The sequence below is a fragment of the Nonomuraea fastidiosa genome, assembly GCF_042751225.1.
GTDB classification, from domain to species: Bacteria; Actinomycetota; Actinomycetes; order Streptosporangiales; family Streptosporangiaceae; genus Nonomuraea; species Nonomuraea fastidiosa.
Window position 1 is genome coordinate 2415639 of sequence record NZ_CP170570.1, and the last position, 15739, is coordinate 2431377.

Sequence of the window (15739 nt, forward strand, 5' to 3'; positions counted from 1 at the left end):
ACGTGTGCCTATCCAGCGTCACAGACAATCCGCCTGATGCCTCGCAAATAGTACAAAACTCAACAGACCGACCAAGCCGGGGTGTGAACAGTCGATGAAAATTACCCCCTACAGGACCGTGGTCGCGCCTCCGCCCCCGCGCGCCCGCTCCCTGAGCTACGGTTGACCAGGTCTTGGCAGCGCCTTGGAACCCGGCGCCGCCTTCGATCGTCCAACTGTCTGTCGTCGATCCGTACGACAGGCACCCCACCCACCGGGATCCAATAGAGTCCTTGCCATGAGCCAGCCGGAATCCGCTGTCGCGGACGCCCAGGCGGGCGGCCGAAGCGGGCAGGAGCCGCTGGCCAAGCTCGCCCAGAGATACGGACTTCGCCGTGCCATCGCGCGGCCGAGGTTCCCTGTATATCTGCGCCAGCTGTGGGAGCGGCGACACTTCATCCTGACGTACGCGACCTCGCGCAACGTCTCGAAATACTCCAGCTCCACCCTCGGGCAGCTCTGGCAGGTGCTGACCCCGCTGCTCAACGCCGCCATCTACTTCCTGATGTTCGGCCTCATCCTGGGCGGCGGCAAGGACATCGAGAACTACCCGGCGTTCCTGCTGACCGGGATGTTCATCTTCACCTACACCCAGCGCACGGTCACCGCGGGCGCCAAGTCGATCTCCAGCAACCTGTCGCTCATCAGGGCGCTGCACTTCCCGAGGGCCTCGCTGCCACTGGCCTACACGATCCAAGAGCTCCAGCAGCTCGTGATCTCGATGGCCGTGCTGCTGGTCCTGGTCGTCATCACCGGCGAGATGCCCACGTGGTTCTGGCTCATGATCCCCGTGGTGCTCCTGCTGCAGACGTTCTTCAACATCGGGGCCGGCCTGATCGTCGCCCGGCTCGGTGCGACGATGCGCGACCTCAACCAGCTGCTGCCCTTCATCACCCGCACCTGGCTGTACGCCTCCGGCGTCTTCTTCTCCATTCAGGACAAGGTCGTGGGGTCGGCGCACCTGCCCCAATGGGTGGCCGATGTGATGTATCTCAACCCGGCCGCGTCGTTCATCGAGTGGATGCGCGAGATCCTCATCGCCACCTACAGGCCCGAGTTCGGCCACCACCCCCCGCCGATGGTGTGGATGTCTTGCGTATTCTGGGCGGTGTTCGCACTCGGCTTCGGCTTCTGGTACTTCTGGCGGTCCGAAGAGAGGTACGGGCGTGGCTGAACTGACCAAGGAGCTGTCACAGGTGAAGGGCGACAAGCCCGCCGTCCCCGGCAAGGACGCCAAGAAGCGTCCCGCCCCGGAGCCTTCGGGCAAGCGGCCCCTCGACGTACCCACGGGCACGCCCACGGTCATCGTCGACGACCTCCACATCGTCTACCGCGTCTACGGCGCCGCCACCGACGCCGAGAAGGGCAACGCGGTCAACGCGCTCACGCGCATTCTCAAGCGCCAGGGCCGCCCGCAGATGAAAGAGGTCCACGCGGTCAAGGGCGTGACGTTCGTGGCCTACCACGGCGACGCCATCGGCATCGTGGGCCGCAACGGCTCGGGCAAGTCCACGCTGCTGCGCGCCATCGCCGGCCTGCTGCCCCCGCACAAAGGCGCCGTCTACACCGACGGCCAGCCCTCGCTGCTCGGCGTCAACGCGGCTCTGATGCGCGAGCTGACCGGTGAGCGCAACATCGTCCTCGGCTGCTACGCCATGGGCATGACGCCCGCCGAGGTCAAGGAGAAGTACCAGGAGATCGTCGACTTCTCGGGCATCGACGAGTTCGTCCAGCTGCCCATGTCCACCTACTCCTCCGGCATGGGCGCCCGCCTGCGCTTCGCCATCTCCTCCGCCAAGACCCACGACGTCCTCCTCATCGACGAGGCGCTGGCGACCGGTGACCGCGAGTTCCGCAAGAAGAGCGAGGCCCGCATCCGCCAGATCCGCGAGCAGGCCGGCACCGTCTTCCTCGTGGCCCACGACCTGAGGGTCATCGAGGAGACCTGCAACCGCGTCATCTGGCTGCACAAGGGCAAGATCCGGATGGACGGCGACCCCAAGGAGGTCATCGCCGCCTACAACAAGGGCTGAGCCCCGTCACTCTTCCTAGGACCCCCGCTCCTGATGGCGGGGGTTTCGCATGTCCAGGTCCGATTCGATCCTCCGTGCGAAACGGGAGCGACGCCTGGGGCGAAAGACTGACAGCGCGGTGACCGTTCCGCTAGAATTCGAACGTCAATTCGATCCGAGGAACGGTGATGGAGTGGGGGCGCGCCATGGGAGAGCTGTCGGCCGCGATTGACCACCTGGCCTCCGAAGACGTCTCCGAGATCCCGCGGATGCAGCTGGCCGAGCAGCTGCTGGAGCTGCACTGGCAGATGGCCCGGCTGCAGGCCCAGATCGCCCGCCGCACGGGCGTCCGCATCCCCTGAGCGCCGCAGGGAGGCTATCCCCCTGAGCGCCCGCAGGAGAGCGCCGTACGCGCCTCTCCCGGGCTCTCAGAGGCCGATGGGGCCACAGGACCGATGAGCGTCGCTTGGGCCGGGCATGCGAAAGCCGCCGACCCCCTGGGGCCGGCGGCGGGGCGGGGCTCGCGTGGCGCCGCTGCCCTGCAGTGGCGGCGCCGCGCGCGAGCACGCCCGGGGCGAGGGCGCGTCCGCCCTGGCCCGTCATCGGACCGTCCGCGCGGTGCGAAGGTCCCTACGTCATCCCCTGCGCGTCAGTGCACCGGACGTCCGGCACCTGAGACGACCTGGTCGCGCTGCCGCGCTCGGCCACGGCCACCGATGCCCCGCTGATAAGGGGAGCACCGGACCGGCCGGAGACGACCCGCCACAGCGGCCGGAGCACCCGAAGGAGGTCCCGGCCCGCCGAAGGCGTGATCTGTGTGGTGGCGGCCGATCCCGTAAGAGAGGGACACCGGCCCGCCAGGAGCGGCACCTGCTCGTGGCCGCCGGCCTCTCGCCGGGAAGCGCTGGATCCGCCGGAGGCGGATTGCCGCGGCGTTCCGGCCTTCCGCCGAGGAAGTGCCGGACCGCCGGAAGCGGGACCTGTGGCACCCCGCGAGGAGCGCCGGACCCGCCGGAAGCGGGACCTGTGGCGCCCTGCGAGGAGCGCCGGACCCGCCGGAGGGGGAATCCGCCGTGTCACGACCGGTCGTTCCACTGCGGGGAACGCCGATCGCAGGAAGGGAGCCCGTCATGGGGAGCGCGCGAAGCGCGTCGTGTCGCCGGACGGAGACGAGGGCGTCGGCACCTAGAAGACGCCCGCGGACCTCCATACCGGCTCACCGGACGAGTCACGCTCGCGAGCCCACCCGGCCCGCGGGCTTAGTGGTGGGCGGCCACGCCGCGCACCGATCCGGTCAGCGCGTCGGTGGTCCAGCCCAAAGCGGTGACCACGTCGCTGTAGGCCCCGGCGGCCTTGACGCCGCGGCTCGCGACGAAGGCGGCGGAGCCCGACACGAGCGGCGCGAGCTCGTCCACGGCGACGGCCTGCGAGGTCGCGGGCAGCGCCTCGACGACCGGCGCGACCTCGGCGGGCGCGACCTTGCCGACCACCGGCGCGAGCCGGCCGTTCCCCGCGTGCGGCAGCGCCTGCGCGGCGGCCTCGCTCAGCCCGGCCACGAAGCGGTCGGCCGAGACGGCCTGCAGGCTCTTGGTGGCGCTCTTGACGGTGCCGGCGGTGAGGACGCCGGCGTCGGCGACGCCGCTGCCGGAGCCCGGCAGCAGGGCGGTGCCGGGCAGCCCGCCGAACGCGCCGCCGACCGGCGAGGCCAGGACACCGTTCACCGTGCTGAACGCCGCCTCGGCCGGGACAGCGCGATCGGCCTTGACGGACGGCTGCGCCATGCGCGCCGCGCCCAGGAGGGGCAGCGACGAGGTCAGGGCGCCGCCGCCGAAGGCCATGTTGGAGACGATGGGCGAGATCTCGGGAATCGGACCGCCGGTGCGGGTGATGTCCTCGAACCCGTTGCCCCTGGCATCGGCCCGACGCTGCGCCTGCAGCTCGCTGAGCCTGTCGCGCTCGACCTCGCTCATCTGCCTGGAGGGGAGGGCGACGGACTTGGCCTTGCCGAGCAGGCCGCCCAGCAGGTCGCCGCCCAGCAGATCGCCGCCGGTCAGGCCGCCGAGGATGCCGCCGAGCGGGCCTGCCGCAGTGGTGCCCCCGGCGTCGACCGTCGCGTGCGCGGCGGTCTCCTTTTGACCATCGGCTTGCGCCGGCACGGCCATGGCCGCCGCCGCCAAGCCGAATGCTGTGACGGCCAGGGCCGTCTTGACTACTCGATTCATGGTTGCCTTCCCGGCTCGTGATCGATCGCTCTCGAATGCGATGGAAATGCGAATCGATAACCCCCGTATGCCGTCGCGTACGCGCTATGGGCACCACACTGAGCGTGTCGCAACGGCTGAGCTACGCAGGAAGTTCTACCACCCGCGGGGAACGGCTCGCAGGCGCATGAATGCCCATGTAGCAGGGGTTTGCAGCCCGGTTACCGAGTAAAGGGGCGGCGTTGAGCGGGGAGACAAAACGGATTCAGGCGGCCTTGTTTCCGATATAGCACGCACAAGACCGCCTGAAATGGGGAGCGCCCCGGCGGCCCGTGAACAAAGGGTCGCGAAAACAAATGTCACGGGCCGGGGGCGCGGTATTTTCCGGGTCGCGATGGACGCGCGCGACCGGATCAGGCGGGCAGCAGGGCGTCCGCCGACTCGAACGGAAAACGGTCGGCGAAGGCCGGGCGCAGGTCCGTCAGCCAGACCGCGTTGGGGTCGAAGCGCGCGAAGAAGGGCCGTCCCACGAGCGACGGGTCGCGAGCCTGGATGAAGTGGAGGACGAACACCTTCTCGCCGGCGATCTCGGTGACGCCGTCGACGCACACCTTGCCGGGCGTGGCCGACATGGACGGCCCGCGTACGGTCCGGCACAGACCGGAGACCGAGGCGTAGGCGTCCCTGAAGATCTCGTACGCCCGCGCCAGCGGGACCGCGAAGTAGTCCTGAGGACCGGTGTCGCGCTCGACGAACATGTAGTAGGGGATCATCCCCATCCGGAGCTGCCGCCGCCACATGCCCGCCCAGATGGCCGGGTCGTCGTTGATCGACTTGATCAGCGGCGCCTGCGTCCTGATCGTGGCCCCGCTGCCGAGGATGTTCTTGACCGCCTCCTCGACCAGCGGCGACTCCAGCTCCCGCGGGTGCGAGAAGTGGGCCATGAACGCGAGGTTCTTGCCCGACGCGACCACCTGCTCGAACAGCCGCAGGGTGTCGCCGGCGTCGGGGTCGCTGGTGAAGCGCTGCGGCCAGTAGGCGAGCGACTTGGTGCCGATCCTGATGCTCTCGAGCTGCTCAAGCTCCATGAGCGGCTCGATGTAGCGCCTGACCACGGGCTCACCCATGATCATCGCGTCACCGCCGGTGATCAGCACGCTGGTCACCTCGGGGTGCTGCCGGATGTAGCCGACCATCTGGTCGATGTCGTCCGAGGCGAACTTCAGGTCCGCGTCGCCGACGAACTGCGCCCACCGGAAGCAGTAGGTGCAGTAGGCGTGGCAGGTCTGCCCCTGTTTGGGGAAGATCAGCACGGTCTCCGGATACTTGTGCTGCAGGCCAGGGATGGGCTCGTCGTTGATCTTCGGGACGTTGAGCTCCTTCTGGCCCGCCGGGTGCGGGTTGAGCTGGGCGCGGACTCGATTGGCCTCGGCCTGGATCTCAGCGTTCGGCGCCTCGGCCTTGAGCAGGTCGGCCAGCCGGGCGACGTCGGCAGCGGGCAGCATGTCCTCCTGTGGGAAGACGAGCCGGTAGATCGGGTCGTCGGGTGCGGCCGACCAATCTATGAGTTCATCCACGACGTAGGCGTTGGTCCGGAAAGGCAGCACCGTGGCGACGGCGCGCACCTTGAGGCGCTCGTCGTCCCCGAGCCCCGCACGCCGCAGAAGCTCGTCGAGGTGCTTGGACGTGTACGCCCGGAAGCGTCGCGTGCCAGCTTGGTTCAAGATCACTAGGCCTTTCCCATCTTTTTTGTTCGATCGGGTGTAAACCTCACGACCCTGTCGCGCGTCTACGGTTCTTAATACCCGGACGCGCGCACCACCGTCACCGGTTCCGCCGGTCTCCAAGTTTTCCTTGAGGTTCGGGACACTCGCGACATATCGCGATCCGGCATAGACTGACTTATCGTGACCCAGGATCCAGAGCTCCGCGCCTCAGACGCCGACCGCGACCGCGTGGCCGCCATCCTGTCCGAGGCGCTCGCCACAGGAAGACTCACCAGCGTCGAGCACGCCGACCGCCTGGACCTGGCGTACAACGCCAAGACCGTCGGCGAGCTCGTCCCCCTCACCCGCGACCTGCCCGACGTGTCCGCCTCCGGGGTGCCCTCGACCATCGAGAAGCAGGTCATCAACTCCACCTTCAGCAAGATCGTCCGCAAGGGCCGGTGGGTGGCCTCCCGGCACCTCACGCTCTCGGCCGGCTTCGGCGCGCTCATCATCGACCTGTCCGACGCCGTGCTGCCCGGCCGCGAGATCACCCTCGAGACCAGGGCGCATTTCAGCAAGGTCATCGTCAGGGTGCCCGCCGACGCCCACGTCATCGACGAGGGCAGCTCGATCTTCGGCAAGCGCAACGTGAACGCGGGCGACCGCGGCGACGGCCCGCTGATCAGGCTGACCGGTTCCTCGGCGTTCTCCAAGGTGATCGTCACGCGCGGAAAGGACGACTGGAACCTGCACTAGCCTCGACGTGCGAGTGGAACGCCCCCGGCCGGGCACCATGAGGGCCTACCTGCCGGTTAGCCTGGCAGCTGCCTTGCCTGCGGTGCGGACATCCGAGCCCGCCCACCGGCCCATGCCGTGACGGCGGGCTCGAAGCCGTACGAGGTGACCATTTGTCAGACACCAGGCCGATCGCGCTCGACGCCATGGGCGGCGACCACGCCCCGCACGAGATCGTGGCGGGGGCCGTGCACGCCGTACGCGAGCGCGGCCTGCCCGTCGTGCTCGTCGGCTCGCCCCGCGTGCTGTACGAGGCGCTCGCCGACCACGACGCCACCAAGGAGATCCCGATCGTCCGGGCCGAGGAGGCCCTGGCCATGGACGAGGGCGCGCTGGCCAGCCTGCGCCGCCCCCGCTCCAGCATCGCGATCGCCTGCCACCTCGTCCGCCGCGGCGACGCCGCAGCGGTCGTCTCCGCAGGGTCCACCGCCGGCGTCGTCGCCACCGGCAGGCTGCGGCTCAAGGGCCAGCAGGGCGTGCTCAGGCCCGCCATCGCCGTCTCGCTCCCCACACAGCCCACCCCGACCGTGCTCGTGGACGCCGGCGCCAACGCCGAGGCCAAACCGGAGATGCTGGTGCAGTTCGCCCAGCTCGGCACCACGTACGCCGAGCTCGCCCACGGCGTCGCCGAGCCCAGGGTGGGCCTGCTCACGATCGGCAGCGAGGCGGAGAAGGGCAACAAGGTCGTCAGGCGCGCCCACGAGCTGCTCCAGGCCGCGCCCGGCGTGAACTTCGCCGGCAACGTCGAGGGCCACGACCTGCTGACCGGCAAGGTCGATGTCATCGCCTCCGACGGCTTCACCGGCAACGTCGCGCTGAAGACCATGGAGGGCGCCGTCCGCTACGCCTTCACCGAGCTGCGCGAGGCCATCGGCGACAGCCGGCTGGCCAGGCTGGGCGCGGCGCTGCAACGCTCCCGCATCCGCGAGCTGCGCCGCCGACTCGATGCCGAGGCCTACGGCGGTGCGGTGCTGCTCGGGCTGAACGGTACTGTGGTCATCGCCCACGGCGCCTCCAAGGCCCAGGGCATCAGCGCCGCCTGCCGGCTCGCCGCCGACCTGGCGGCCGCCGGCATCGTGCCCGCCATCGGCGAGCGGATGTCGGCGACGGGCCGGCCGCATCGATTGTGGTAATAGGGCGAAGTCACCCCCGAGGAAGGGTGCCGACCCTTTAGGGTGTGTCACCGATCCACAGAAACGGGGGGTTATGTGGACGGGCTCACCTCGGTGGTCCACGGGCTCACATCCGCCCAGGTAGCGAGGGCCAAGGCCAACCACGTGCCGCGGCGTTCCAGCAGGTCGCTGAGCGCCATCCTCAGGGCGAACGTGCTGACCCGGTTCAACCTCGTCATCGGCGTGCTCTGGGCGCTGATCCTGATCTTCGGCGAGTGGCAGGACGGCCTGTTCGGGCTGGTCATCGTGGCCAACGCGCTGATCGGCATCGTCCAGGAGGTGCGCGCCAAGCGCACGCTCGACCGGCTCGCGGTCATCAACGAGGCTCCCGTACGCGTGCGCCGCGACGGCGAGGAACGCCTGATCAGCCCCCGCGAGGTGGTGCTCGGCGACCTCATCCTGCTGGGCCCCGGCGACCGGCTGCTGGTGGACGGCGAGGTCGTGGAATCCGACGGCCTGGAGGTCGACGAGTCGCTGCTGACCGGCGAGGCCGACCCCGTGCACAAGCGGCCGGGCGATCAGGTGCTGTCGGGCAGCTTCGCGGTGGCGGGCAGCGGCGCGTTCGTCTCGACCAGGGTCGGCACCGACGCCTACGCCGTACGGCTGGCCGAGGAGGCGAGCCGCTTCCACCTCGCGCACTCCGAGCTGCGCGCCGGCGTGGCCGACTTCATCAAGTACATCACCTGGCTGGTCGTCCCGATCGGCGCCCTGCTGATCTACAGCCAGCTGCACAACTCGGCCGACCTGGGCACCGCCATCACCGGCGCGGTCGCGGGCATCGTCACCATGATCCCCGAGGGGCTGGTGCTGATGACGTCCATCGCGTTCGCCGTCGGCGTCGTACGCCTCGGCCGGCGCCGCTGCCTGGTCCAGGAGCTGCCCGCCATCGAGGGGCTGGCCAGGGTCGATGTGCTCTGCCTCGACAAGACCGGCACGCTCACCGCCGGCGGCATGGACCTCGACCAGGTGCTGCCCGTACGCGACGACGAGCCGGTCGAGCCCGCGCTGGCCGCCATGGCGCACCTCGACGCCCGGCCCAACGCCACCGCCGAGGCCATCAGGGCCCGCCACCCCGCGCCGCCTGGCCTGGACCGCCCGCGACACCGTGCCGTTCTCCTCGGCGCGCAAGTGGAGCGGCGCCGACTTCGGCGAGCGCGGCACCTGGCTGCTCGGCGCGCCCGACGTGCTGCTCAAGGGCGGCGACGCCTACGACAGGGCCGCCGAGCTGGCCGCCTCCGGCGCGCGGGTCCTCGCGCTGTGCCGCGCCGACAGCCTGGATGCCGCCGAGCGCGGCCACGCCGTGGTCGAGCCCGTCGCGCTCGTCACGTTCTGCCAGCCCATCAGGCCCGACGCCCGCGAGACCCTGCGCTACTTCGCCGAACAGGGCGTCACGGTCAAGGTCATCTCCGGCGACAACCCGCTCGCGGTCTCGGCCATCGCCGCCGGCCTCGGCATCCCCGGCGCCGAACACGCGGTGGACGCCCGTACGCTCCCCCACGACGACCCCGCCGCGCTCGGCGAGATGCTCGACTCCCACACCGTCTTCGGCCGCGTCACCCCGCAGCAGAAGCGCGAGTTCGTCACCGCGCTGCAGGCCCGCGGCCACACCGTCGCCATGACCGGCGACGGCGTCAACGACGTGCTCGCGCTCAAGGACGCCGACCTCGGCATCGCCATGGGCGCGGGCAGTCCGGCCACCAAGGCGGTCGCGCAGGTCGTGCTGCTCGACAACACCTTCGCCACGCTGCCCCACGTCGTCGGCGAGGGCCGCCGCGTGCTCGCCAACATCGAACGCGTCTCCAACCTGTTCCTCACCAAGACCTTCTACGCGATCGTGCTGTCGCTGCTCGTCGGCGTGGCGGGCGTCGCGTTCCCGTTCGCGCCCCGCCATTCGACGCTGACGAACTTGCTGGTCATCGGCATCCCCGCGATCTTCCTCGCGCTCGCGCCCACACTCGAACGCTCACAGCCCGGGTTCGTGGCCCGGGTGCTGCGCTTCGCCGTACCGGCCGGGGTGCTGTGCGCGCTGGCGGTGATGGCGACGTTCTGGGCCGCACACGACGCCGCCGCCCCGCTGCTGGAGAACCAGACCGCCGCCGTGATCACGCTCTTCCTCACCACGTGGTGGGTGCTCGTGCTCATCGCCAGGCCGCTCAACTGGTGGCGCGGCGTGCTGGTCGCGGCCATGGCGGCGCTGTTCGCGGCCGGGTTCGCGCTGCCGTTCGTCAGGAAGTTCTTCGCACTCGAACCGGGCGGTCTCGGCGACGTTCTGACCGCCGTCGGCATCTCGCTCGTGGCGGCGGTAACGATAAGCGTGGCGGTCAAGCTCGCCGGTACCCTTAGACCATGACCGACCCGCAGAAAGTGCTCACCGAGCGCGTCCAGCAGGCGCTGGGCCGCGCGTTCGGCTCCGAGTACGCCGACGCAGACCCGCTGATCCGGCCCTCCCAGTTCGCCGACTTCCAGGCGAACGTCGCGATGAGCCTGGCCAAGCGCCTGCGACGGAGCCCGCGGGAGGTCGCCGAGGCGATCAAGGCGGAGCTGTCCGACTTCCCCGGCACGGTCGAGGTCAGCGGCCCCGGCTTCCTCAACATCACGCTCGCCGACGGCTGGATCGCGTCCGAGGCCGACGAGATGCTCGGCGACAAGCGGCTCGGCGTCGGCCTCAGCACCCCGCCGCAGACCGTCGTGATCGACTACTCCGCGCCCAACGCGGCCAAGGAGATGCACGTCGGCCACCTGCGCACCACCATCGTCGGCGACGCGCTGGCCCGCCTGCACGAACACGTGGGCAACACCGTCATCAGGCAGAACCACCTCGGCGACTGGGGCACCCCGTTCGGCATGCTCATCGAGCACCTGCTCGACATCGGCGAGCCGGCCGCCATCGCCCAGCTCGAAGCCGGTCAGGGCACGGAGTTCTACCAGGCGGCGCGCGCCAAGTTCGACAGCGACGACGACTTCAAGGCCCGCGCCCGCAAGCGCGTCGGCACCCTCCAGTCGGGCGACCCCGAGACGCTGCGCCTGTGGCACGTCTTCATGGACGCCACCGTGCGCTACTTCAACAAGGTCTACGACCTGCTGGGCGTCACGCTCACCGACGCCGACATCGCCGGCGAGAGCATGTACAACCCCATGCTGCAGAAGACCTGCGACGACCTTGAGGCGTCCGGCACCGCGAAGATCAGCGAGGGCGCGCTCTGCGTCTTCCCGCCCGGCTTCACCGGCCCCGACGACAAGCCGCTGCCGCTCATCATCAGAAAGAGCGACGGCGGCTACGGCTACGCCACCACCGACATGGCGGCCATCCGCTACCGCGTCCACGATCTCAAGGCCGACCGCATCCTCTACGTCGTCGGCAGCGACCAGGCGCTGCACTTCCGCATGGTGTTCGCCGCCGCCAAGATGGCCGGCTGGCTGCCCGACAGCGTCTCGGCCGAACACGTCCAGATCGGCATGATGCTCGGCAAGGACGGCCGCCGCTTCAAGACCCGCTCCGGCGAGTCGGTCAAGCTGATGGACCTGCTCCAGTCGGCCGTCGACAAGGCGTACGCGCTGATCGCCGAGCGCGGCTACGACGAGGAGACCCGCAAGGAGATCGCGCGGGCGGTCGGCATGGCCGCGGTGAAGTACGCCGACCTGTCGGTCAGCCACGACAGCGAATACGTCTTCGACCTCGACCGCATGGTGGCCTTCACCGGCAACACCGGCCCCTACCTGCAATACGCCCAGGCCCGCATCCGCTCCATCTTCCGCAGGGGCGGCCTCGACCCCGACGACGCGACCGGCCCCATCAGGCTGGGCGCCGCACCCGAGCGGGCGCTCGCCCTGCAGCTGCTCGGCTTCGGCACCGTCGTCGAGCAGGCCACGGAGCTGAGCGAGCCCCACCGGCTGTGCGCGTACCTCTACGCCACCGCCTCCGCCTTCACCGACTTCTTCGAGCAGTGCCCGGTGCTCAAGGAAGGCGTCGCCCCCGAGACCCGGGCCTCCAGGCTCGCCCTGTGCGCGCTGACGCTGCGGGTGATGGAGACGGGGCTCAACCTCCTCGGTGTCCCTGTCCCCGAGCGCATGTAAACCGGCACGTTGGCTCAAAGTCTCCCGTACCGTCATGGGCGCGCCTCCACCGGGTTGGCGCGCCCCAACGGCTAGGCTTTACGCGGTCATGAACCGCGGCCGAAACGGGGAGTTCTCTGCCTTGAGCACGGACCTGACTGCGAGCCCCCCAGCAGCGACCGAGCTGCATCGCTATGCCGAGGCGCTGATCGCGCACCTCGCCGCCAAGGGCACCGCGCCACCGGCCGCACCGAGCTTCAGCGACATACCCGGCTACTGGCTGCCGCCCGCCGTCGAGGCGCTGGTCGCGCTGCTCGCCGGCGAAGACCCGATGGAGCCGCTGAGCCGGGCCGCCGGGCGCGACCAGCAGCAGACCGCGCTCTTCCTCTGCCTCGCCCTGGCCGTCTCCGGTCAGGGCAGCCGCATCCACGCCTCGTGGCTCGGCACCGCCTTCGGCGAGCTGTCGGTCGACCGGCCCGTCACCCACGGCCAGCGCTCGCTCTGGCTGGCCGCCGCCAGAGGCGCGTACGGCCCCGCCGGCAAGATCTTCGTGCTGCGCAAGCTCGACGCGCTCGCCGTCCAGGACCACGCCGACGCTGAGCAGTGGATCCAGGCGCTGGTGCCCGGTGAGCCCTCCGTCGTCGTGCCGCCGTCGCTGGCCGACTTCCCCGAGATGGCGGAGATCCCCGAGCTGGCCAAGCCCGCCATGGCCGCCGCCCGCCTGGCCAGGCTGCGCGCCCGCTGCGCCGAGATCACCTCGGCCCGGCAGGGCGACCAGACCGCCGGCGCCCCGCTCGACAACAGCGCGGGCGAACCCGTCACCAACTGGGCAGAGGACGAACCGCTCGCCGTGCTGCGCTCGCTCATCGGCCAGGGCGGGCCCGCGGGGCCGATGGCCTCGCTCCACACGTACCTGCTCGACGACCTGCGTCCCGGCGCAGACCCGCACCTCGCGGCGATCGCGCTGCACGTGGCCGCCCCGATCCTGCGCGGCGCGGCCGAGGAGCTTGAGGCCGACAGCCGCCTCGAGCCTCCCGAGACGCTCACCGTGCCGCTGCTCGGCCACCGCATCCGGCTGCGTCCCGAGGGCCCCGACCAGACGTCGCTGGCCGCGGCCGAGGAGTCCATCCGTACGGAGGGCATGACGCCGCCCGGGCGGCCGTGGGCCGCGATCGTCCTCATCGTCCTCGGCGTGGCCTGCCTGGTCGGCGCCGTCGTGGCCGAATTGCTGCTCGCCGCCGCGGCCGTCGCCATGATCGGTCTGGCCGGCTGGCGGCTCTGGCAGCGCCGCAAGAAGATCGAGGCGGATGCTCGTTACGTCGACAAGCAGGTCAGCGAGCTTCGTGAGCTGGCCGAAGGGGCGGTGTGGGCGCTGCACGCGTACGCCCGTGAGGCCGAGGCCCGCGCCAAGCAGGCCGCCGAAGACGCCACCGAGCTCACCCGCCTCATCCGCCGCGGCCCCCGCGCCGCCCACTGACCGCCCTGACGCCCGGCATCCACCACCTGGTACAACCCGCCACGTGAGCGTCACCGTCACTGACGCAGCGCGGGTGACGGCGGGAGCGGACCACCGGCCTGACGCAGCAGGAGAGCCGCCGAGCCCCGCCACTGTCACCGCGCCGCAGCGGGAGAGCCCCACGGCCGGCCACCACCTTCGTCGCGGTGCCGCAAGACGCCGCCCACGGGCGCTTGGACGGCTGCAGATCGCGAGGACCGCCCGCGTGGGGCACAGACCAAGTCATGCCTGCGTCGCGCACATATCGCGAGGGCGAACGGCATGGGGCGCACACCGAGTCACGCCCGCGTCAGGCGCAGATCACGAGAACTACCCGCGTGAGGCGCACACCGACTCGCACCCGCGTCAGGCGCAGATCACGAGAACTACCCGCGTGAGGCGCACACCGACTCACACCCGCGTCAGGCGCAGATCACGGGGGCCGCCCACGTCAGGCGCACACCGATTACCGCTCGCTGCGAGGCTCCGCGGCAGGCCGGTGACGTCGTTCTCCTGGCTCCGCACTCGAGCGCTCACGAAGGGTGATGACCGAGGCGCCCAGGAGCCCCTCGGCAGAAACAGGAGAAAGGCAGGCGGCCTGGGACCGGGAGGGAGACGGCCCAAACCCGCAACGACATCAACCCGGAGAACTACCGAGACCCGCACGGCATCGATCCGGAAGACGGCCTGGCCCTGCACGACATCGACCCAGGAAGAAGGCATCGCCCCAGGGCGACGGCCCGAGCCCGCACGCGCGGCATCCGCACGACACCGAGACGACCTCATGACGGCACCGGAAAGAAACCCGGCCACCTCGGCCGGGCCCGGCGCGCGGAACCACCGGCAGGAACCGGTGTGGCCCGGTCAGGTGACCTCGATCTCCACGTGCGCCGGCGCGAGCAGGAACACCCGCTCCGCAATGCGCTCGATCCGCCCCTCGCACCCGAACACCAGCCCGGCCGCGAAGTCCACCATCCGCGTCGCCTCAGACATCGACATGGCCGTGACGTCCATGATCACCGTCTGACCGTCACGGAAATGCTGGCCGATCACCGGTGCGTCGTTGTACTTGAGCGGCTGCACCATGACGATGCGCGACGAGTCGACATTCGCACGCCACCTGCGGGCTGCCCGCTCGGTCGCCGGGACGTACTCGTCCTCGTACTGGTCGTCGTACTCGTAGCCCTCGTCGTAGTGCTCGACCCCGCTCAATCCAAGGTAGCTCACCACCTTGTGCACTGCCCCCATCGGCTTGTCCTTTCCTCAGGAACTCACCGTAATCGGCACGTCCCTACACATTGGACGGTAACCGACGATTCCGCATTCGCCACGCGACACGCCCAGCCCTAATTCCATTTTGTACAGCTTGCAGCCCGCTTGCAGCTGGATATCCGCCCCCCGTATACCATCGGGCCCATGCGCCTGTTCACCGTCGACGCCTTCACCGGCACGGCTTTCAAGGGTAATCCCGCCGCCGTCTGCCTGCTGGACTCTCCGGTTACTGATCGATGGATGCAGAGCGTAGCGGCCGAGATGAACCTCTCTGAGACCGCTTTCCTGCTTGGAGATTCCCTGCGCTGGTTCACCCCGGCCGTCGAGGTGACGCTGTGTGGTCACGCCACGCTGGCCACCGCGCACGTCCTCTATTCGACCGGAGCCGCGACGGGCCCGCTCGAATTCAGCACCGCCAGCGGCACCCTTACCGTGAATCGCCGTCCCGACGACATGATCACAATGGATTTCCCGGCCAAGGACGTGACCCCTGTCGCCGTTCCACCCGGCCTGGAGAAAGCGCTCGGCGTCACCCCGGTCCGGGTCGGAAAAAGCCGACTCGACCTGCTGGTGGAGCTGGACTCGGCGGAAACCGTACGCGACCTGACGCCCGATATCGCGGCGCTGGCCGAGGTGGACGCGAGAGCCGTCATCGTCACCGCCCTCGGCACCGACACGGACTTCGTCTCCCGTTTCTTCGCGCCGAACGTCGGCGTCCCCGAAGACCCGGTGACGGGCTCCGCTCATTGCGCGCTCGCGCCGTACTGGGCGGCGCGCCTCGGGCGTACGTCTTTGGTGGGGGCGCAGCTGTCCAAGCGCGGCGGCATCATCCACGTCACGCACGCCGGTGACCGCGTCCACTTGGCGGGGCAGGCGGTCACGGTGATGTCCGGCACCCTCCACGTCTGAACAAGCAGCGCCGGCCGGGTGCGGTGGTGCTGAGCTGCCGAAAACCGGTTTCGGACCGCCCCGGCGGCCTTTTAGGGTAGCC

General features: G+C 69.9%; 13 protein-coding genes and 1 pseudogene. 10 read left to right on the forward strand and 4 right to left on the reverse strand.

Features of this window, described 5'->3' with window-relative positions; translation table 11 throughout:
• Positions 1–277 precede the first annotated feature (277 nt).
• From ACFMQL_RS10905 to ACFMQL_RS10915, 3 genes are all read left to right on the forward strand, one after another.
• Positions 278–1213, forward strand: coding sequence for an ABC transporter permease (locus ACFMQL_RS10905; RefSeq protein WP_364068349.1), 936 nt, complete (start codon positions 278–280; stop codon positions 1211–1213).
• Entirely contained in the window at positions 1206–2072 is an 867-nt protein-coding gene (locus ACFMQL_RS10910) for an ABC transporter ATP-binding protein (RefSeq protein WP_364068351.1), read from the forward strand. Before ACFMQL_RS10905 ends, ACFMQL_RS10910 begins: the two co-directional genes overlap by 8 nt.
• Before the next feature lie 167 nt (positions 2073–2239).
• A complete protein-coding gene (locus tag ACFMQL_RS10915; protein WP_364068353.1) occupies positions 2240–2413 on the forward strand; it encodes a hypothetical protein in 174 nt (57 codons plus the stop codon).
• Between the two features lie 897 nt (positions 2414–3310).
• On the opposite strand, the gene ACFMQL_RS10920 is transcribed toward ACFMQL_RS10915, so the two are convergent.
• Together ACFMQL_RS10920 and ACFMQL_RS10925 are read right to left on the reverse strand one after the other, a co-directional pair.
• The gene (locus ACFMQL_RS10920; RefSeq protein ID WP_364068355.1) at positions 3311–4273 is read right to left on the reverse strand and encodes a hypothetical protein; all 963 of its coding nucleotides are present in this window, start codon (positions 4271–4273) and stop codon (positions 3311–3313) included.
• Positions 4274–4665: 392 nt separating this feature from the next.
• Entirely contained in the window at positions 4666–5982 is a 1317-nt protein-coding gene (locus tag ACFMQL_RS10925) for a lysine 2,3-aminomutase (RefSeq protein ID WP_364068357.1), read from the reverse strand.
• A gap of 177 nt (positions 5983–6159) precedes the next feature.
• Between ACFMQL_RS10925 and ACFMQL_RS10930 the strand changes: the two genes are divergently transcribed.
• Both ACFMQL_RS10930 and plsX read left to right on the forward strand, forming a co-directional pair.
• Positions 6160–6717, forward strand: coding sequence for a DUF1707 domain-containing protein (locus tag ACFMQL_RS10930; protein WP_364068359.1), 558 nt, complete (start codon positions 6160–6162; stop codon positions 6715–6717).
• A 152-nt stretch (positions 6718–6869) separates the two neighbouring features.
• On the forward strand, positions 6870–7889 hold the full coding sequence (gene plsX, locus ACFMQL_RS10935; protein ID WP_364068361.1) for a phosphate acyltransferase PlsX: 1020 nt from the start codon (positions 6870–6872) through the stop codon (positions 7887–7889).
• Positions 7890–7960: 71 nt separating this feature from the next.
• Here plsX and ACFMQL_RS10940 read toward each other — a convergent pair whose 3' ends face one another.
• Positions 7961–8245 carry a hypothetical protein gene (locus ACFMQL_RS10940; protein ID WP_378785504.1) on the reverse strand — a complete coding sequence of 95 codons (285 nt, stop codon included), beginning with the start codon at positions 8243–8245 and terminating at the stop codon, positions 7961–7963.
• On the opposite strand from ACFMQL_RS10940, the pseudogene ACFMQL_RS10945 reads away from it, so the two are divergent.
• From ACFMQL_RS10945 to ACFMQL_RS10960, 4 genes and pseudogenes are all read left to right on the forward strand, one after another.
• Positions 8208–8888: pseudogene (locus tag ACFMQL_RS10945) on the forward strand (HAD-IC family P-type ATPase); the annotation flags it as partial. The gene ACFMQL_RS10940 and the pseudogene ACFMQL_RS10945 overlap by 38 nt on opposite strands.
• Before the next feature lie 145 nt (positions 8889–9033).
• Positions 9034–10278, forward strand: coding sequence for an HAD-IC family P-type ATPase (locus ACFMQL_RS10950; protein ID WP_378785506.1), 1245 nt, complete (start codon positions 9034–9036; stop codon positions 10276–10278).
• Positions 10275–12002 carry an arginine--tRNA ligase gene (gene argS, locus ACFMQL_RS10955; RefSeq protein WP_378785508.1) on the forward strand — a complete coding sequence of 576 codons (1728 nt, stop codon included), beginning with the start codon at positions 10275–10277 and terminating at the stop codon, positions 12000–12002. Before ACFMQL_RS10950 ends, argS begins: the two co-directional genes overlap by 4 nt.
• A gap of 121 nt (positions 12003–12123) precedes the next feature.
• Positions 12124–13458, forward strand: coding sequence for a hypothetical protein (locus ACFMQL_RS10960; protein WP_364068367.1), 1335 nt, complete (start codon positions 12124–12126; stop codon positions 13456–13458).
• A gap of 882 nt (positions 13459–14340) precedes the next feature.
• Here ACFMQL_RS10960 and ACFMQL_RS10965 read toward each other — a convergent pair.
• Positions 14341–14724, reverse strand: a complete 384-nt coding sequence (locus ACFMQL_RS10965) for a cell division protein SepF (RefSeq protein WP_364068369.1) — start codon at positions 14722–14724, stop codon at positions 14341–14343.
• A 168-nt stretch (positions 14725–14892) separates the two neighbouring features.
• On the opposite strand from ACFMQL_RS10965, the gene ACFMQL_RS10970 reads away from it, so the two are divergent.
• Positions 14893–15657 carry a PhzF family phenazine biosynthesis protein gene (locus tag ACFMQL_RS10970; protein WP_364068371.1) on the forward strand — a complete coding sequence of 255 codons (765 nt, stop codon included), beginning with the start codon at positions 14893–14895 and terminating at the stop codon, positions 15655–15657.
• The last annotated feature ends 82 nt before the right edge of the window (positions 15658–15739 follow it).

Excerpts from the sequence above, each read along its gene's own strand:
- ACFMQL_RS10905 (WP_364068349.1), top strand. The coding sequence starts at position 278 with ATGAGCCAGCCGGAATCCGCTGTCGCGGACGCCCAGGCGGGCGGCCGA.
- ACFMQL_RS10915 (WP_364068353.1), top strand. The coding sequence starts at position 2,240 with ATGGAGTGGGGGCGCGCCATGGGAGAGCTGTCGGCCGCGATTGACCAC.
- ACFMQL_RS10920 (WP_364068355.1), bottom strand. The coding sequence starts at position 4,273 with ATGAATCGAGTAGTCAAGACGGCCCTGGCCGTCACAGCATTCGGCTTG.
- ACFMQL_RS10940 (WP_378785504.1), bottom strand. The coding sequence starts at position 8,245 with ATGACCGCGAGCCGGTCGAGCGTGCGCTTGGCGCGCACCTCCTGGACG.
- argS (WP_378785508.1), top strand. The coding sequence starts at position 10,275 with ATGACCGACCCGCAGAAAGTGCTCACCGAGCGCGTCCAGCAGGCGCTG.
- ACFMQL_RS10965 (WP_364068369.1), bottom strand. The coding sequence starts at position 14,724 with ATGGGGGCAGTGCACAAGGTGGTGAGCTACCTTGGATTGAGCGGGGTC.
- ACFMQL_RS10970 (WP_364068371.1), top strand. The coding sequence starts at position 14,893 with ATGCGCCTGTTCACCGTCGACGCCTTCACCGGCACGGCTTTCAAGGGT.